The organism is Nostoc sp. UHCC 0870 (genome assembly GCF_022063185.1).
Lineage (GTDB): Bacteria > Cyanobacteriota > Cyanobacteriia > Cyanobacteriales > Nostocaceae > Trichormus.
The window spans coordinates 1,219,032-1,235,000 of the sequence record NZ_CP091913.1 but is presented as its reverse complement, the minus strand read 5'-3'; the positions used below and the strand labels follow the sequence as shown (position 1 = coordinate 1,235,000).

13 protein-coding genes (1 of these 13 cut by a window edge) are annotated in these 15,969 nt (G+C 39.8%); 3 read left to right on the top strand and 10 right to left on the bottom strand.

Annotated features, from left to right (window positions below; all coding sequences use genetic code 11):
* Window positions 1-1,056, bottom strand: the 5' portion of a protein-coding gene (gene ldpA, locus L6494_RS05480; protein WP_237992066.1) for a circadian clock protein LdpA. Its footprint begins 60 nt before the window's first position; only the first 1,056 of its 1,116 coding nucleotides appear in the window; the start codon lies at window positions 1,054-1,056; its stop codon lies beyond the left edge, outside the window.
* Window positions 1,057-1,525: 469 nt separating this feature from the next.
* Window positions 1,526-2,170: a signal peptidase I gene (lepB, locus tag L6494_RS05475; protein ID WP_237992061.1), complete on the bottom strand. Its 645-nt coding sequence runs from the start codon at window positions 2,168-2,170 to the stop codon at window positions 1,526-1,528.
* Window positions 2,171-2,381: 211 nt separating this feature from the next.
* On the opposite strand from lepB, the gene L6494_RS05470 reads away from it, so the two are divergent.
* Window positions 2,382-3,701, top strand: a complete 1,320-nt coding sequence (locus tag L6494_RS05470; RefSeq protein WP_237992059.1) for a dihydroorotase — start codon at window positions 2,382-2,384, stop codon at window positions 3,699-3,701.
* A gap of 256 nt (window positions 3,702-3,957) precedes the next feature.
* The gene (locus L6494_RS05465; protein WP_237992050.1) at window positions 3,958-5,130 is read left to right on the top strand and encodes a patatin-like phospholipase family protein; all 1,173 of its coding nucleotides are present in this window, start codon (window positions 3,958-3,960) and stop codon (window positions 5,128-5,130) included.
* An 889-nt stretch (window positions 5,131-6,019) separates the two neighbouring features.
* On the opposite strand, the gene tsaE is transcribed toward L6494_RS05465, so the two are convergent.
* Window positions 6,020-6,475 (bottom strand): tRNA (adenosine(37)-N6)-threonylcarbamoyltransferase complex ATPase subunit type 1 TsaE, encoded by a 456-nt coding sequence (gene tsaE, locus L6494_RS05460; RefSeq protein ID WP_237992038.1) that lies wholly within the window; start codon window positions 6,473-6,475, stop codon window positions 6,020-6,022.
* A 79-nt stretch (window positions 6,476-6,554) separates the two neighbouring features.
* Window positions 6,555-7,925 carry a gluconeogenesis factor YvcK family protein gene (locus tag L6494_RS05455; RefSeq protein ID WP_237992027.1) on the bottom strand — a complete coding sequence of 457 codons (1,371 nt, stop codon included), beginning with the start codon at window positions 7,923-7,925 and terminating at the stop codon, window positions 6,555-6,557.
* Window positions 7,926-8,065: 140 nt separating this feature from the next.
* Between L6494_RS05455 and ruvC the strand changes: the two genes are divergently transcribed.
* Window positions 8,066-8,557 carry a crossover junction endodeoxyribonuclease RuvC gene (gene ruvC, locus L6494_RS05450; protein WP_237992025.1) on the top strand — a complete coding sequence of 164 codons (492 nt, stop codon included), beginning with the start codon at window positions 8,066-8,068 and terminating at the stop codon, window positions 8,555-8,557.
* Window positions 8,558-8,867: 310 nt separating this feature from the next.
* On the opposite strand, the gene L6494_RS05445 is transcribed toward ruvC, so the two are convergent.
* The 6 genes from L6494_RS05445 to L6494_RS05420 form a co-directional block, all read right to left on the bottom strand.
* Window positions 8,868-10,280: a hypothetical protein gene (locus L6494_RS05445; RefSeq protein ID WP_237992022.1), complete on the bottom strand. Its 1,413-nt coding sequence runs from the start codon at window positions 10,278-10,280 to the stop codon at window positions 8,868-8,870.
* Complete coding sequence (locus L6494_RS05440) at window positions 10,222-11,703, bottom strand: hypothetical protein (protein WP_237992020.1); 1,482 nt, start codon at window positions 11,701-11,703, stop codon at window positions 10,222-10,224. The genes L6494_RS05445 and L6494_RS05440 overlap by 59 nt, the downstream gene beginning before the upstream one ends.
* Window positions 11,696-12,106 (bottom strand): hypothetical protein, encoded by a 411-nt coding sequence (locus L6494_RS05435; protein WP_237992018.1) that lies wholly within the window; start codon window positions 12,104-12,106, stop codon window positions 11,696-11,698. The genes L6494_RS05440 and L6494_RS05435 overlap by 8 nt, the downstream gene beginning before the upstream one ends.
* Before the next feature lie 104 nt (window positions 12,107-12,210).
* The gene (gene cmr4 / locus L6494_RS05430) at window positions 12,211-13,044 is read right to left on the bottom strand and encodes a type III-B CRISPR module RAMP protein Cmr4 (protein ID WP_237992016.1); all 834 of its coding nucleotides are present in this window, start codon (window positions 13,042-13,044) and stop codon (window positions 12,211-12,213) included.
* On the bottom strand, window positions 13,045-14,031 hold the full coding sequence (locus L6494_RS05425; RefSeq protein ID WP_237992007.1) for a type III-B CRISPR module-associated protein Cmr3: 987 nt from the start codon (window positions 14,029-14,031) through the stop codon (window positions 13,045-13,047). It abuts the gene before it with no gap.
* A complete protein-coding gene (locus L6494_RS05420; protein WP_237992004.1) occupies window positions 14,016-15,581 on the bottom strand; it encodes a Cas10/Cmr2 second palm domain-containing protein in 1,566 nt (521 codons plus the stop codon). Before L6494_RS05420 ends, L6494_RS05425 begins: the two co-directional genes overlap by 16 nt.
* Between the last annotated feature and the right edge of the window lie 388 nt (window positions 15,582-15,969).

The window sequence follows — 15,969 nt, the reverse complement described above, 5'->3', positions numbered from 1 at the left end:
CCAAAGTAACTCTGGTTCTTCTTCTAGGCGGATAGTTGCCTTGATATGATTTTGATTCACCTCCTTGGTTTCCAACTGTTCGATAATGGGTGAAATTAACACACGAGCGTAGCTACCATAAGCTACTCCAGCAATGTAGTGCTGATTTTTGCTTTCGTGATCAGCACTGTTTAATAATCCCATTGCTTTTAACTTAGCAACTGTATATCTATTAGTGCCACCTGCTAACTGTACATATCCTGGTAAATTAGCTGCTAAAACTTTTTGACCTAATTTTACAGTTGCCAATGTAGTACCGTCTCCAATATCACCACTCATAGGACGACCATCGGTTTGCCAAATTATTTCTTGACATTGGGGAGAAATGAGGTCGTAGATAGACTGAAGATATTTGACTATTCCTTCTCTATCTGGACAACTGATGGCTAATATCTTTAATTGTTCTGCCCAAGGTGAAATTACTTGCCATAGTTGCTTGAATTCGGCTAAACGCCCTACCTTTGTGTGGATTTCTACTGCATCTACCCCCGTGGATATTACTAGTGGTGCGATCGCTGTTGGTGTTGATATATAAGATTCTGTATAAATTATATCATATGGGCAAATTGGCAAACAACGACCGCAGCCGTAGCACTTCTGGGATTCAACTCCTGAAAAATCATCTTGTTTACGGTTAAATATAATTGCCTGTGCTGGACAAATTTTTTCACATGGTCTCAGGCAGTCTTCGGGACATTTCGCGTGATCAAATTCGGCTTTGCGGAAGTGAGGGTCTTCTCCATCGTTTAAACTGACCATTAAAAGCGGTGAATTACCTTGATAGTCAAAGCCTCGCGCTTGGGCATCACCAACTAGGGTCTTGGCTACGTCTAAAGCTTCTTGAACTGCTATAATTACTGCTGGATCGGCAGCAACATCTATACAGTCAGCACCTGCCAAAGTGTAGGCTAATGTTAAACTCCTGACTGTAGGTAGGTGTTGGAAACTAGCTCCGCAGATGAGCTTGAACCAGCGACCTGTTTTTAAGGATTGTAATGGGGCTAAGATATGAGTCACATTTCTATTATGCTTTTATGTGACTCAAAATAGAAGTCTTAGATTAAAGAAAAATCTTGATTGCTTGATTCTGGATTTTCAGCTTTCACGCAGTTAAATCTTTGCATTGCTTAGAATTAACTGCATTTGTTTTATAAATAAGTCAATTTTCAGCTAAAAGTTGGATTACATTTTATAATTTATTATCTCAATTTAGAAGCTTATTTTAATTTGTGTATTATAAAATACCAATGTTTTTTGTAGTCATTAAACTTTAAAATTTTCGCAGGATTAGGAATAACTATTGAAACAATGGTTTATATCAGATAAATATTTAATTTTTTTTTTAATTCCAAGCTAGTGGCTAATATAAAATTTTTCTTTTAGCGATAAAAACCATAAAATAGCCGGGGTGAAACCTTAATTGGGAAATTATGATGGTCAATGAACTATTCTGATGAATTTCACCCCAACTGCTATGGGTAACTATTTATTGTGGATAAAGTGGTGATTTATCTATTTCTCCCACATTGTTGAGTGGCCAGAACCGGACTACAGCACGACCGATGATATTATTACGAGGAACAACACCCCAACAACGACTATCGTAGCTACTATTACGGTTGTCGCCTAGCACTAGATAGGAATCAGGAGGTATTGTTTGGGGTTTGGCTAAGAAAGGTGGCTGTTGTCCTGATGTACAAACATCAGTCACTGTCTTCTGAGTAGAGTCAAGATATTTGTCTTCTTTCAGGGGTTGATTGTTGATATAGACTTGACCATTCCTGATGGCTACGGTTTCTCCAGGTAAGGCAATGATCCGTTTAATAAAAGCATCATGATATTGTTCTTTTTGTAACTCTTCTGTAGGTGAGAATACTACAATATCTCCCCTTTGTGGTTGGGAAAATTTGTACTTCAATTTATCAACAATAATCTTGTCTGCTTCCCATTGGTTTGGAGTGCCGTGGAGAGTAGGTTCCATCGAGCCAGAAGGAATCCAGCGTGCTTCCGCCACAAAGGTACGAATACCTAATGCCAGAACGATACTTAATACAACTGTTCTACCTAGCTCGGCGATCCAGGAATTATCGGGTTGTTGACTAGAGTTGTTGTCAGACACTTGATTTTGCATGAAATTATTGAAGTAAGGAAAATTGCAGGTAATTAACTCTCTGAGGAATACTATATTTGTTAATTTTAATGGGAGAAACTTGATTCAGTAGTCATCATCATTAGTTTTTTTTGTGCTTATTTCACCCTGCATAAAAAAAATCTAGGAAATCAGGACTAATTGCGGTCAAGTTACTTCATCTTTAGATCCTCGTAGGAAACTTGTTAATCCCATGCCATTGCCCCAAAGTATATTAATTCGGAACGCTCGCATCGTCTTACCCAATGGTGAATTTATGGTAGGAGATGTATTGACACGCGATCGCCAGATCGTTGAAGTTGCACCAAAAATTGCCACGACAACACCAGCAATAGAACTTGACGCACAAAACTTAACTTTGTTGCCAGGAGTCATTGACCCCCAGGTGCATTTCCGCGAACCAGGGTTAGAACATAAGGAAGATTTATTCACAGCTAGTTGTGCCTGTGCTAAAGGTGGGGTGACATCTTTTTTAGAGATGCCCAACACCCGTCCTCTAACTACTACCCAGCAAGCTTTAGACGACAAATTACAACGTGCCTCAAATAAGTGCTTAGTTAATTATGGCTTTTTTATTGGGGCAACGGCAGAAAACCTCCCAGATTTACTGACAGCATCGCCCACACCGGGAATTAAAATTTTCATGGGGTCAATGCACGGTCAATTGCTGATTGATCAAGACACTGTGCTGGAATCTATATTTGCTCAAGGTGAGCGATTGATTGCGGTTCATGCCGAAGACCAAGCCAGAATCCAGCAACGCCGCCAAGAATTTGCAGGTATTCACGATCTGGCAATTCACTCCCAAATTCAAGATAACCAAGCAGCACTGTTAGCAACCCAGTTGGCATTAAGACTTTCTAAAAAATATCAACGTCGGTTACATATTTTACATATGTCCACGGCTGAGGAAGCAGAATTACTGCGTCAAGACAAACCCAGTTGGGTAACGGCGGAGGTGACACCACAACATTTGGTACTCAATACCAGTGCTTATGAAAAGATTGGGACTTTAGCGCAGATGAATCCACCATTGCGATCGCCCCACGATAATGAAGTATTATGGCAAGCTTTGCGGGATGGGGTGATTGATTTTATTGCTACAGATCATGCCCCCCACACCTTAGCCGAAAAAGCCCAAGAATATCCCAATACTCCCTCTGGGATGCCTGGAGTAGAGACATCCTTAGCTGTGATGTTAACGGCGGCTATGGAGGGTAAGTGTACTGTAGCTCAAGTTGTTAACTGGATGTCTACGGCTGTAGCTAAAGCTTATGGTATCCCCAACAAGGGAGCGATCGCACCTGGTTATGATGCCGATTTAGTGCTGGTAGACTTGAACACATATCGCCCCGTCCGGCGAGAGGAACTAGTAACCAAGTGTGGATGGAGTCCCTTTGAAGGTTGGGATCTCACAGGATGGGCTGTAACAACTATTGTCGGCGGTCAAATTGTCTATGACCAAGGTCAACTGAATACGGAAGTGCGGGGTCAAGCTTTAAGTTTCGTGTAGCAAATATTAGCTAGCCTTTACGTATCGGACAAATTTAGACCATAGTGTAACCAGGTTAAATTCTGACGTTTTAAGTTTTACTTGGTGCAAATCACAGCAGAACTTACAGAAAAGGTAATTTGTTGAGACTAGGTTGAGAGGTTTACTAACTTGTATCTCTACACCCTATCTCAACAAATAATCTCTTGGCTAACGTCTATCTAGGTCAGAAACTATACCCAAAACAAGAAACAAAATACTATTAAGGAGAATTGCAATGTCCTTCAAAATCTTGAGTTTGGATGGTGGCGGTATACGTGGAGTGATTACAGCACGCATTCTTCAAGAAGTGGAGCGACAAATTCAAGAACGTAAAGGTCAGTCTTTAAACGAATATTTTGATCTAATTGCTGGCACTTCCACGGGGTCAATTTTAACAGCCGGGATTGCTGTAGGAAAAAAGAGTAATGAGCTACTTCAGCTATATAGAGAACAGGGTCAGCAGATATTCCCCCTGAATAAAAAAGAACGCTACAAGAAATTCCCAAGTATCATCCAACCAGTGCTAGAGGCGTTGTCACCACCTAAATATTCTCATCAAGGGCTGATTGATGTCTTAACTGATGTATTGGGTTACAAAAGAATCCAGGATATCGCCAAACCGATGATTTTAATTTTGGCTTACGATACTCTTTACCGGAATACAACATTTTTTACTAACTGTCATCCAGATGTGGGGGCTAGATGGTATGACGAATGTTACTTATGGCAGATATGTACTGCATCTGCCTCTGCACCTACATTCTTTCCAGCTTATAAATTAGAGCCTGTTAACAAAGAAAAATTTGGCGATTGGGTATTTCCTCACATTGATGGTGGTGTCGGGGCTAATAACCCAGCATTAGCAGCACTTAGTCTAGTCATGAGGCTGAGTCAATCCTCCATTTCACCCAAGATTAAACAAGAATATAATTTTGATGGTGTAGATTTAAAAGACATTGCCATTCTTTCTATTGGTACAGGTCAGAGTGGTGAACCATTTCTGTTTGAGCAAGTCCACAGTTGGCGGGGTATAAACTGGGCGCAACATCTAATTGATATATTCATGGAGCCGACATCAGAGGTTAGTAGCACCATTTGCCAGCAAATCATGGGCGGATACAACTCTCAACGGTATTTGCGTCTTCAGTTCGACTTAAATGAGAAATTTAAATCTAAACAAGAGGAAACCTACAAAGATACTCGGACTCTTTTGAAAAGAGATGAAAGAATCAACAGGTTTACCCAAACCCCAGTCAGTGAAGAGATGGATGATGCTAGAACTCAGACTGTAGAGAAGTTTATATATGCAGCATCCGAATTTATTGAGGAAGGCTGTACTTATTACACCAGAAATCATCGTGGTCCAAAAGTCAAGGATGCGATCGCGGCTTTTATTATGTCCAATTAGTATTTTTACGTAAAAAACTTTAGGCAAAATCTTTATTAACAAATTCAAGAGTATTTATATCAAATGACTCTTGTTTTCATCTATCTATAGTCAAATATAAGTATATCTTGTCACAGGAGAGAAGCTAAATCAGTTTATCTCATAAATTAACAATTAGTAACTTTACAGGTATAGATCCGGAATTTGGTTTGGGAATACTTAAGTACGAAGACAGGTTAGACAGCTAATACAGAATTAATCATTACCAAATTTCTGCCCATTGGCTTTTTTGCGTTCAACTATCCGGATGTTTTAGCAAATAACTGTAGAGAAAAATAGGGTTAAGTAAATGGGCGAATTTCCGTGAAAAATATGTTTTATACATACAAAAATTTTATAAGCACTTATTGTGGACTCACGTTAGTCTAATTTGCTGAAAAAGCAGGTATTAAAAAAATCTCACTACTTGCTAAATAGCATCGGAAAAAGCATTTCTGAAACAAAGCAAGTTAAATTTTTATCCAACTACTGCCAGAATGACCGCGATCATACGCAATTTAGTTGATCTCAGACAACAACTGAGTAGATGGTAAATACACCAGATGTGCTAGTGAAGAATATTTCATCGATTTTTGAATCAAGAACAAAATTATGGTAACTAATTTTTTAGATGAGCGTGGTAGTGGTAGATAGAACGAGCCGGGAATTCTCCCTCGACTATCACTAAATATTTTGTCGTGTCTTAATTAAAGTTGATTGGTAATCATGCTGTTAGTGCTGGTAAATCAAGAAAAATACCAATGTATTGGAGGGTGAATTGTTGATTTATCCTCATACATGGTATTTGATGAGCAACCCTGACATTACTGAAGTATTGGCAGCTTTTTTACCAAAATTTAACAAGAGCTTTTCACAAATTAGCAATCAATTCGTTGATGGTGCAATTAAACGGTGTAATTTCGGCTTGACGAGTGCCTTCATCCCCATAAGTCAAATGCAATTGAAGATAAATACTTGGCTTATAGGGCATTCGTTCTGCCCATTCAATCGCTACAATACCCGGAGTCACCTCAACACCTTCCCAGTAAATGTCTAGATTTAATGCTGAAACCTCTTGTGGTTCTAAACGATACAAATCAAGATGGTAAAGGGGTAAGCGTCCTTCAGAATATTCATTAATGAGGGTAAAAGTAGGACTAACAATAGGGTCAGTAATACCTAAACCTTGTCCAATTCCTTGTACTAATGTAGTTTTACCAGCACCTAAATCACCCTCTAGTAAGATGACGCTCCCAGGAATCAGAGTTTGCCCCAGCTTGATACCTAAGTTAAGCGTTGCGTCTGCATCTTTAAGTAAAATGTTCATAATTAGTCAATGGTCAATAGTCAACCGCCAACAGTTGACACGAAACGATGAGCTTTGTTAGTGGGCGACAGCTGATTTCTTATTTTCCATGATGCGCGCCACTGTACCACTTTAATAGGACTTTTGCTAACTTCTGGGGATTGTGACGCACGCAGCCAATTTCATCTTCATACAGAATGTTAGCTAAGACAATTCTTCGTCCTAGTTGGGATACAGCTTCTCTATCTAAAAAAACAGGGTGAGAATTTTGTTGAGCATAGCGGATGAGTGATTTGGCTGAGGGGGATTTTTTATGGACTAACACCGCATCAAAAAGCTGTCTTTGCCCACAAGCCACATCAATAGAGCGAATGTGGTCAGCAACACTATATCCTTGAGTTTCCCCTGGTTGGGTCATGATATTGCAAATATAGATGCGGGGAACTTCGGTTTGAGCGATCGCATCAGCAATTCCCGTGACTAACAAATTAGGAATTAAGCTGGTATAAAGGCTACCAGGGCCAATAATAATGTAGTCAGCTTCTTTAATAGCTTTAATAGCAGCTGGTAAAGCTGGAGGGTTATCAGGAACGCAACCAATCTTCACAATTTTACCCCCAGCTTTGGGAATATTAGACTCGCCCTCGATGCGGCGACCATCAGCTAATTCTGCCCACAGACGAACGTCACTTAAAGTAGCCGGTAAAACTTGTCCTCGCACCGCCAGCACTTTAGAACTAGCAGCTACAGCCCTTTCTAAGTCCCCAGTAATTTCACTCATGGCTGTGAGAAACAAGTTGCCAAAACTATGCCCAGTCAACCCATCACCAGCCCGAAAACGGTATTGAAATAATTCTGTTAATAGCTTTTCTTCATCTGCGAGAGCTGCTAGACAATTGCGAATATCTCCTGGCGGTAAAACTCCAAACTCTTGGCGCAGTCTGCCAGAAGAGCCACCATCATCAGCAACGGTGACAATAGCGGTAATATTAGCACTATAGGTTTTTAATCCCCTGAGTAAATTTGATAGTCCTGTACCGCCACCAAGCACAACTATTTTGGGGCCGCGGTACAATCGGCGATGGGCTAAAAGTACATCAATAAGTTCTTCTTCGGCATCTGGCCTTAGCACCTGAGTAATTGAACCCACAGTGCGGGTTTGCCCCCAAAGCACCAATAACAAACCAAAAAGTATTACTAGAGGGCCGCTGACATAGTTGGGTAAAATATTAGCGATCGCACTCAAAAAACCCTTTAGTAATTCCAATAGCAAAAAAATGGGGGTCAGCTTAATCGAAATCGCCAACCCCAAAATTGCCAGCAGTACACCCCCGACACTAATCAGCAACCAACGTTTGATTGAGAGTCCAGGAGATAACCATTTAAACCACTGGTTCACCCGATGGGAAGTGCGACCGCGCGATTGTTTTTGCAGCCTGTGGAGAGCTTGTCTGAGAAAACCTATTGACATACCTGATTCGGAACAGTGGTACAAACAATAATTAACAGAAAATGTACACTAACTGGTTTTAACACCAAGTATGAAGTTATGAAACTTTCCCGTTGCATTTACACTAAGGGCAGATCATCAAAGTTGCCAAATAAAATTTCATGGAAAAGCGTATTTTAGGATTAGATCCCGGACTAGCAATTTTAGGATTTGGGGCAATTACCTGTACAAAAAGCCCAACCAGTATACAAGAGACAACAGTCAGTGTCTTAGATTTCGGGGTAATCAAGACTTCAGCAGACACAGAGATGGGACAACGCCTGTGTACCTTGTTCGATGATTTACATACCCTAATCGATCATTTGCAGCCAGATTTGGTAGCGATTGAGAAACTGTTTTTCTATCGTATGTCAAGCACTATCCTAGTGGCACAGGCCAGAGGCGTAGTTATGTTAGCCTTGGCGCAGCACCATCTACCCTATGTAGAATTTACCCCTGCTCAAATTAAACAAGCTTTGACTGGCTATGGCAATGCTGATAAATCAGAAGTGCAAGAAGCGGTAGCACGGGAGTTAGATTTAGAAGATATTCCCAAGCCTGATGATGCGGCGGATGGTCTGGCTGTAGCTTTGACAGCGTCGTATCAATTGTAAGCGTCTCGCAGGGAAAAAATAAGAACTAAAGTCCTTACTACGAACTCGATTACAAGAACCTTAGAGGATGTTTGAAAAGTTTTGGGCGAATATAATTCGCTACTACACAAACAAAGTCCGCCTGCGCGGACTAACCAAAAACTAGGACTTTCAAACCCACGGAGGTGGGTTTCGTCTGTATAGCCGCGATTTCTAATCGCCGGGGCTAGTATTAATTTAGACTTTTCAAACACCCTCTTACATTACTTAAAATGATTGAATTTATTACCACTACTTACTTAGTGAGTGAGTGTGCATTAATCGTGCCGTTTTACTTAAGAGAGTCTGCTATTTCTTGAAGTCTCTTAGGCAATTTATCTCTTTTATAAGGAAGTTTGAAATAATTAATTGATTCTAAAAAGGGTTGCTTGACATGATTTACATAAGCTGTCATCACCTCAGTTAATTTATGATCGTTATCTGCTAATAAATATGCTATGACATCTTTATCTTTGACTCCGCGCAAGTTGTGCATTAATTGGTTACGTAGGTCATCTTCTGTTTTTCTATAAGAGTCACAGTACCATAGCAATAAAGGCCATTTGACAAAATTTTTATCTATATTATTTAACCAAGCAACCAGACCAAAATTTTTATTAGTCACTCCAAAATCCTTATCTGTATCAAATGCAAATTGATGATGTACAGGAAACTTTAATTTTTGTAAAATATTTTTTTTAATATTAATACTCTCATTTTTAACAGATTTCTCTAAAAATAAACCTGATGCAGTCCATGCTATTAATTCTGAAACTTTGCGAGAACTACCATTTAAAATCACAGTTTCATTAATCAGTGCTACTTGTGATAGGATAGCCACCTTTAAAAAAGTTTCTTGAGCCGCCGCCAGTAGGGTGATACCTTGGAGATAATTTTTTTGATTTAAGAAAAAACCAATGAGGTCAAGAGTGTCAACAATTCGCTGAGTTGCTTGGGGAATTTCAAAATCTTCACTGGTAGCTGTTAGCGGATTATGGAGATTGAAGAAATTAACCATCTTCTCTAAATTAGCAATAGCATTTTCATCTATTTTGTCTATATTATCTAATAATTTGAGTGCAGCACCAGGGAATCCACTCGTAATTAACTGCTTGGCTTTTTGAATTTGCATCCCGCGCCAATAATTAGAACTGGGAATAGCTTCTGATTTCGATTGTGGGTTATAATTATCATCAAAATATTCATTACTAACTAAAAAATTAACATTTTTAAATCTACCTAAGCTAACAAATTGCACAGCAGAAGATATCGCTGGCGTTCCGGCTTGATGACTGATATAAACTGTTTTTAGGGGATTATCGGTTAAATTATCTAATGTTTTACCTACTAGTGAAAGGGTTTCATTCCAATTATCTATACCTTTACCTTTACCTGATTCTGTTGGTACTAAATATAAAAATTCTGGCTGACAATAAAAAGTATGTTGAAAATACCATTCTAATAGAGGTTTAAGTGTGCAGGTATCTTGCCAATAGGGACATTTTTCGTAAATAATTTTGTCTTGATTAAATATTTGCGCTTGGTCGGTGAGCAAAATTATAATTTTTTCCGGCTTGATGTTTTCTTCTATAAAATATTTATGATATGTATCAAGTAGTGGGAATTTTAAATCTGACTGGTAATAATCAGGTTGATTTGCATACACTAATATAGTGTGGATACATTCGATGCCAAATTCTGCCAATTTGACCCATCTTCCCTGTGAGAATTGAACCTTTAATTGATTTCACTCCTTGGTAATTACCATGAAACCATCTCACAGCTAAACTATCGTCTTCATCTGCTGCAATACGTCCCCAGACTTGCACTTTTTGGGAATGGAATGATTCACGCCAAGAACTTAATTGATTACTTGGAGTCTTCCCTTTTAATTTCAGCCAATTGTTGACAGTTTTCTGAATATCATTCAAAATATTAGTGATATGACTGAGGCTATTTACGGCGAAGTAGTATTGATTTGATTGTTGTGTAAATTGCCAATGACAGCCTATCAAGTGTTTATCATATTCTTCAAAGAAAATGCGGTGGTCAATGCGTCGCCATGATTTACCAAAACCACCCAGCAGCATAGCAAATCTTAAAATTTGTGTCGCTAATACCTTCAATTCTTTTTTGTATTCTTTGGGGTACGCACCCATGCAGAGAATATTGAGAGTTCCTGAATTTAATTCATAAGTAGGCATGGTATTGTTACCATATCTATATTTATCCATCTCTAAATTAACGGCATTAAAGGCAATTCCTAACTGTCCCACAACTGCACCATTTTTACCAGCGAAACCTCCCCAAAGTTCTCTGGTTAATGCTTCGGCTGTATTCTCATCGGTAACGCCACTAAATAACCGCAGAGTGTGACCGCGTAAGGCGGCTTTAAAAATATTGGGTCGAAATTCGCCTGTTTTATCAATTAATTGCGAGGCTAAACCTTGTCCACGCAAGTTAACAGTAACTAACTTGCTTTCAGGGTGATTTATAGGTTGACCGTAACCAGCACTGACTCTAGAACCGATACCTCTTTCTATGGCTTTATCCCAAATATTCCAGATAGTTTCCCATTCACTATCTGCTAATATTTGGGTGCTGGAAATACCAAATACTAAGGTGGGTTGATAGAGAGATATCTGAATAAAGGCTGAGTGGCTACTGTTATCTTTAACTTGCCATTTTTCTTGAGGATGAACTACGTCAATTAATGGTTGTTCTACCCAGGTTGCATCTTTGGGATAACCACCATGAAAGCGTAAAATTCCCGGTTGGGTATCGTTGTTAGTTAATTGTCCGCCGCAATATCTTTCACCTTGTTCTGAGGTACAAGCGCGTAAAAAAGCACCCTTCATACTTGCGCCTGGGTAGTATGGAAATCCTTTGGCGGCGATGACTGGCCGAATGATATCTTCGTCTTGTCCACTGTTAGAAACAAATCGCCAAGTGATTTTATATTCTTTTGTTTTGACATTGGTGCTAAATTGAGGAGCATCAAATGCTGCACCTTCTACCCATTCATCAACCCATCTCTCAGACTGTTCGGGATTTCTGATATATTGAATTTGTCCGCGTCCTGAGATTTGCGCTTGAAACATTAAGGGGACTTCATTACTATTAGTCATCGCCAACTCCTGATTTTTTATAGCGTTGAGTCCACCAGACTAAGCTGTCACAAAATTGCGTGAGGACGGCTAAACAAATTCTTTGGTCTTCTATGGGTAGTTCCCATAATTTAGCGGCGATTTGTTGAATTTGTGGTGTGTCTCTACTGCTAACGTCTTCTTGGGGAAGTTTAATTCCTGCTAGTTGCATGATTTTGACGAAGCTTTTCCAGGTGTCGCGCCAGTATTCGCCTTTTGCTTTTTCTTTGTCTAAGAGTCTTAGTTGTTCTCCCCAAAATCTTTCTAAGCCGTAAGCTACAGTTATTCGCATTTTGTGGGATTGACCAATGACTCCTTTTTGGTCGCGGTGTTTGAGGACTAGGCGTTGTGCTTCTTGGTCTAAGTTGTATGATTTCCAAGTCATAAGTGATACTAATTTGTAATTCGTAATTCGTAATGGACTAACGTCCCGCTACGCTAACGTAATTCGTAATTAAAAAGAAATTTGGATTTGTAGCGAGGATTCTATTACACACCATTTATGGTTAAGCTACAGTGACCGAAGCCGATGGATTCTAATCCTCCAAGGTAAATGTCTGTTTGAGTATCATTTAAGGGTTGCCATTTTTTCTCTGATTTATCGTCTTTGATGGCGATGGGGAAAATTAAGATTGTTCCTTCTGGTAAGGCTTCGGTGTTAAAGAAGCCGCCTCCATCTACTACTTTTTGGTCGGGTTTTAGGCGGACACGACTTTGGCGATATAATGCCATGTCATGAATCATGGCAATGTCACTATCGTCTACTATGACGGCTGGTTTTTCTTTTCCCGATGGAAACCAAGGTGATAAGTCTGCGGTTTTGTTGATAGTCAAAAATCCTAGGTTGAAAAATAAGGTTTTTTTACCTTGGGATTCTCTGGCTTTTAAGTTTTTTGCACCTGTGTAGGGGTCGGGTATGTCAATTTCTTTGAGAGATTGACCGTTAAATTTGACTGTATCGCCGGCAATTCTTTGGTAGCGTTGGAGTAGGCGGGGACTAGTTACCCAGACTATTGGTTGACCGGGACAAAATACGGGTAGCCAGAGAATGGAGGCGTATTCAAATTTGATGATGGATTCGTTGTTAATTTCTGATTGTTCTGACCCGGCTTCGTTACCATACCAATAATTTGCGGCTTGTTCTCCATCTATGAGGCGCATTTCGGAACGTAGGCGACCACGAATTGAACTACCGGGAAGGATACCTGTTTGGGTAAATTGGTCACGAAAAATTAGGTTTAAATTACCGCTTTCTTCTCCGGCGGTTGCACCTACATGGAGTGGTGCTAAGGTTTCAATAATGCCATAGGCTTTTTTGTACATTTAGGCTAATCCTTTAATTTCTGTTGGTAAACATAGACCGCATCCTAGTTGTTTGAGGCTGTAACCTTCTTTGGGAAACCATGCTTTATCCCATTCGCACCAAGGTTTATTTATCGGTGCTGCTAAAACATACACACTACCAGCCGGAACTGCGTAACGTCCTCTCCCTAAGTTCCCTTTGGCGCGGTAACGGTAGGGTAGTGGTTTATCGGTTAACATTTCGATGGTTTCGGGAAAAGTTTCATGTTGGGGATGGCGGGAAGAGAAGCGGTTAGAACCCCATATGGCTGGTGTAATTAAGGCGAAGGTGCGTTTAATTGGTTGATTTAATAGGTCTAAGAATTTCTTATTGGTAATGTTTTCGCAGTCGATTTCTACAATGTGATTTTCACCGCCAAAACGATACCAACCGGGTTCTATGGGATAGTTAGAGAGATAAACTAAACAACTGTCGTCTGACATTTGGACGGAGTTTTCTAGAAATAATCCGTCGGAATCTTCTACACAACGTTCTGAATGTTTGATTTTGGGATGGAGAAAGGAAATATATTCCCAAGGATTCCCTGCTACTGATTGATTGGATTGGAGTGTTTTGGGTGCAATTCCCCAAGAGTTGATGGTTTGCCAACGATAATCAGGTTCTAGTTTTTCACTCTTGTTTTCTAATTGCCATTGACCATCTTTTAATTGCCATTCATCTACTGATTTTTTGGCAATTATTTTATGCCAAGGAATGGGAACATAAAAGTTTTGTTTGTCTTGATTTTTTGCCCAAAATGGACCGGCTACAAATAGGTTATCACGTAATTCATGCTGAGGAAATGTTTCTGTAATTTTGTTAATGCTAAACATTAAACCTGAGAGAGTCGCGGCTTCCGGTGGGAATTTAGCACCAGAACGACCGACTAAGTTTTCTGGTGATAGGAATGCGCCGGCACTTCCATACATTAATCCTAAAGGGTTGATTGTGATTAGGTATTTGAACATAAATGCCAGCCTACTTTAATTAAGTTGCTAATCCAATTAGTTATAGCTTGACTTCTTTCATAATTCTCATCTTCATCACTAAAACCAACAAGGTATTTAGCCCGTTCATAATTTAGTAATTCTTGACCTGCACCGCGAAAGTAAAGATCAAAAAATTCAATGGCGAATTTTTCAACGAAGGTTTTTTTATCTAAATTGAAAGCACGGCGTGATTCTAACTGTGCTAAATCTTGATAAATATGACTCCAATTTGCTTGACCTTCTCTATCTTTATATTTGGTCAATATGTCCAGGTAATCCCAAGGACAAGTCCACTGCACATATTGACCACTGTTAAACAATATTCTGATGGTGACTCGCCCACGTCCTGAAGATTTGGCTAGCTTTTCGGCTTCTCGGCAATGTTGTAGAATATCCCTTTGGGGGACGCTAGAAGCTGCCCACACAAAGCCGACACTTAAGCCGATTTTTTGGTCATGTTTTTTCCAGATTTGGGGTAGGGTAATTAACCATGCAAATGCTTCTTTAGCTGTAATCGGTTCTTGGTCTTTCTCTCGATAAATTACACCTAAAAAATCGTCGCCACCTGCATAAACTACTCGACCGATGTCTTGAGGGAAGTCTCTGGTAAAGTCTTTTCCCCAAAGGCGCATGGCTTGACTAAATATTTGCAGTTCTTCATCACCATTTTCTAACTCTGCTAGTTTTTTCAGATGGTCTCCCACTTCATCGCCATCACCCATAAACCAACCTGTCCAGCGTCCTTTACTTTGGTCGTTTTTTGATTCTGGTCTGCGATAAATTTCACTGAAGCTTTCTAGTTTAGACATCCCCAAGTTGTGGGCAATTTCTGGGAGGGTAACTAACCGTTTGACTAATTCGGGTATACTTAATTTCTCATTCAGGGCGAAAAATTTACCTTCTGGTTCTGTATCTTGGGGTCGATTTTCTAATACACAGGCGAGGCGTTGATAGAAGGTTTTAATATCATCTTTTTCGATAGTCCATTGGCGATTTTTAGGGTTTCTAGCTTCTCCACCTAAGCCGGGAAAGGCTATTCCATCTGTACCGGTTAAGCTAGAACTCTCGCCTATCCAGTTAACCGCAGTCCATCTACGGGAGAGTTTGCGGGTTTCTAGGTTATCCATTGCGGCTTGGATATTATGGCCTTCTCCCCAGAAGATTTCCCAGGCGTGGTTTCCCCAGTTTGTCCACTCTCTTTCCCAGTAATATTGATAGTCGGGTAATTTGGCTTCTATCCAATGGCGACATTCTTGTAATATTGTTTTCCACGCCGATAGCAGGGTTTTTTCTACTTGTTGTTGAGAAAATTCTCCTTTAATTAGGATGCGATTTGGCATTCCTTTTTGGATGTTGGGGAGTGCTGGGGAAATGACTGTTGTGGTTTTTTCTGCTTCTTTTACTAGTTGCTGGCTGAGATAGGAAAGAATTAATGATGCACCATACAAGTCTCTAAGTTTACGGGATTTCTCAATGAATCCTTGTACGGGAGCAAAGGTGATTGCTGTATATTTTATCACGTTTACCATAGTCCACTGGATGCAGCCTTGTCTAAATTACATTAGAAATTTTAATTTTTATTCAGTAGTTATACTTTGTAATAATTCTTGATTGGGGGAGTTGGGATTTATGTAATGTTGGGTGAATTGCGGTGATATTTATATCTTGTCGGAAAAATTGAGGATGTAAATACCTTTTCATGCGAATGACGAAATTTTTTGGTGTGACTGAGTGAAAGGATGAATCAGGCAAATTCCCGCTAACACGAATACTGCAAGCTTCAGGGGAAGAGTCATGAGTGATGAGTAATGGCTAACACCCTTTTATCGACACCACTCACCAAATCGCTGAAACCTTATCTTTTTTGTTGAGTGGTGTCGATTGCTTATTGGGTAAGGATTTTAGGGATGTGTTTTA

Bases quoted from the DNA above. Each gene is read 5' to 3' on its own strand.
- lepB (WP_237992061.1), bottom strand. From the start codon at position 2,170: ATGCAAAATCAAGTGTCTGACAACAACTCTAGTCAACAACCCGATAAT.
- L6494_RS05470 (WP_237992059.1), top strand. From the start codon at position 2,382: ATGCCATTGCCCCAAAGTATATTAATTCGGAACGCTCGCATCGTCTTA.
- L6494_RS05465 (WP_237992050.1), top strand. From the start codon at position 3,958: ATGTCCTTCAAAATCTTGAGTTTGGATGGTGGCGGTATACGTGGAGTG.
- tsaE (WP_237992038.1), bottom strand. From the start codon at position 6,475: ATGAACATTTTACTTAAAGATGCAGACGCAACGCTTAACTTAGGTATC.
- L6494_RS05455 (WP_237992027.1), bottom strand. From the start codon at position 7,925: ATGTCAATAGGTTTTCTCAGACAAGCTCTCCACAGGCTGCAAAAACAA.
- ruvC (WP_237992025.1), top strand. From the start codon at position 8,066: ATGGAAAAGCGTATTTTAGGATTAGATCCCGGACTAGCAATTTTAGGA.
- L6494_RS05440 (WP_237992020.1), bottom strand. From the start codon at position 11,703: ATGACTAATAGTAATGAAGTCCCCTTAATGTTTCAAGCGCAAATCTCA.
- L6494_RS05435 (WP_237992018.1), bottom strand. From the start codon at position 12,106: ATGACTTGGAAATCATACAACTTAGACCAAGAAGCACAACGCCTAGTC.
- cmr4 (WP_237992016.1), bottom strand. From the start codon at position 13,044: ATGTACAAAAAAGCCTATGGCATTATTGAAACCTTAGCACCACTCCAT.
- L6494_RS05425 (WP_237992007.1), bottom strand. From the start codon at position 14,031: ATGTTCAAATACCTAATCACAATCAACCCTTTAGGATTAATGTATGGA.
- L6494_RS05420 (WP_237992004.1), bottom strand. From the start codon at position 15,581: ATGGTAAACGTGATAAAATATACAGCAATCACCTTTGCTCCCGTACAA.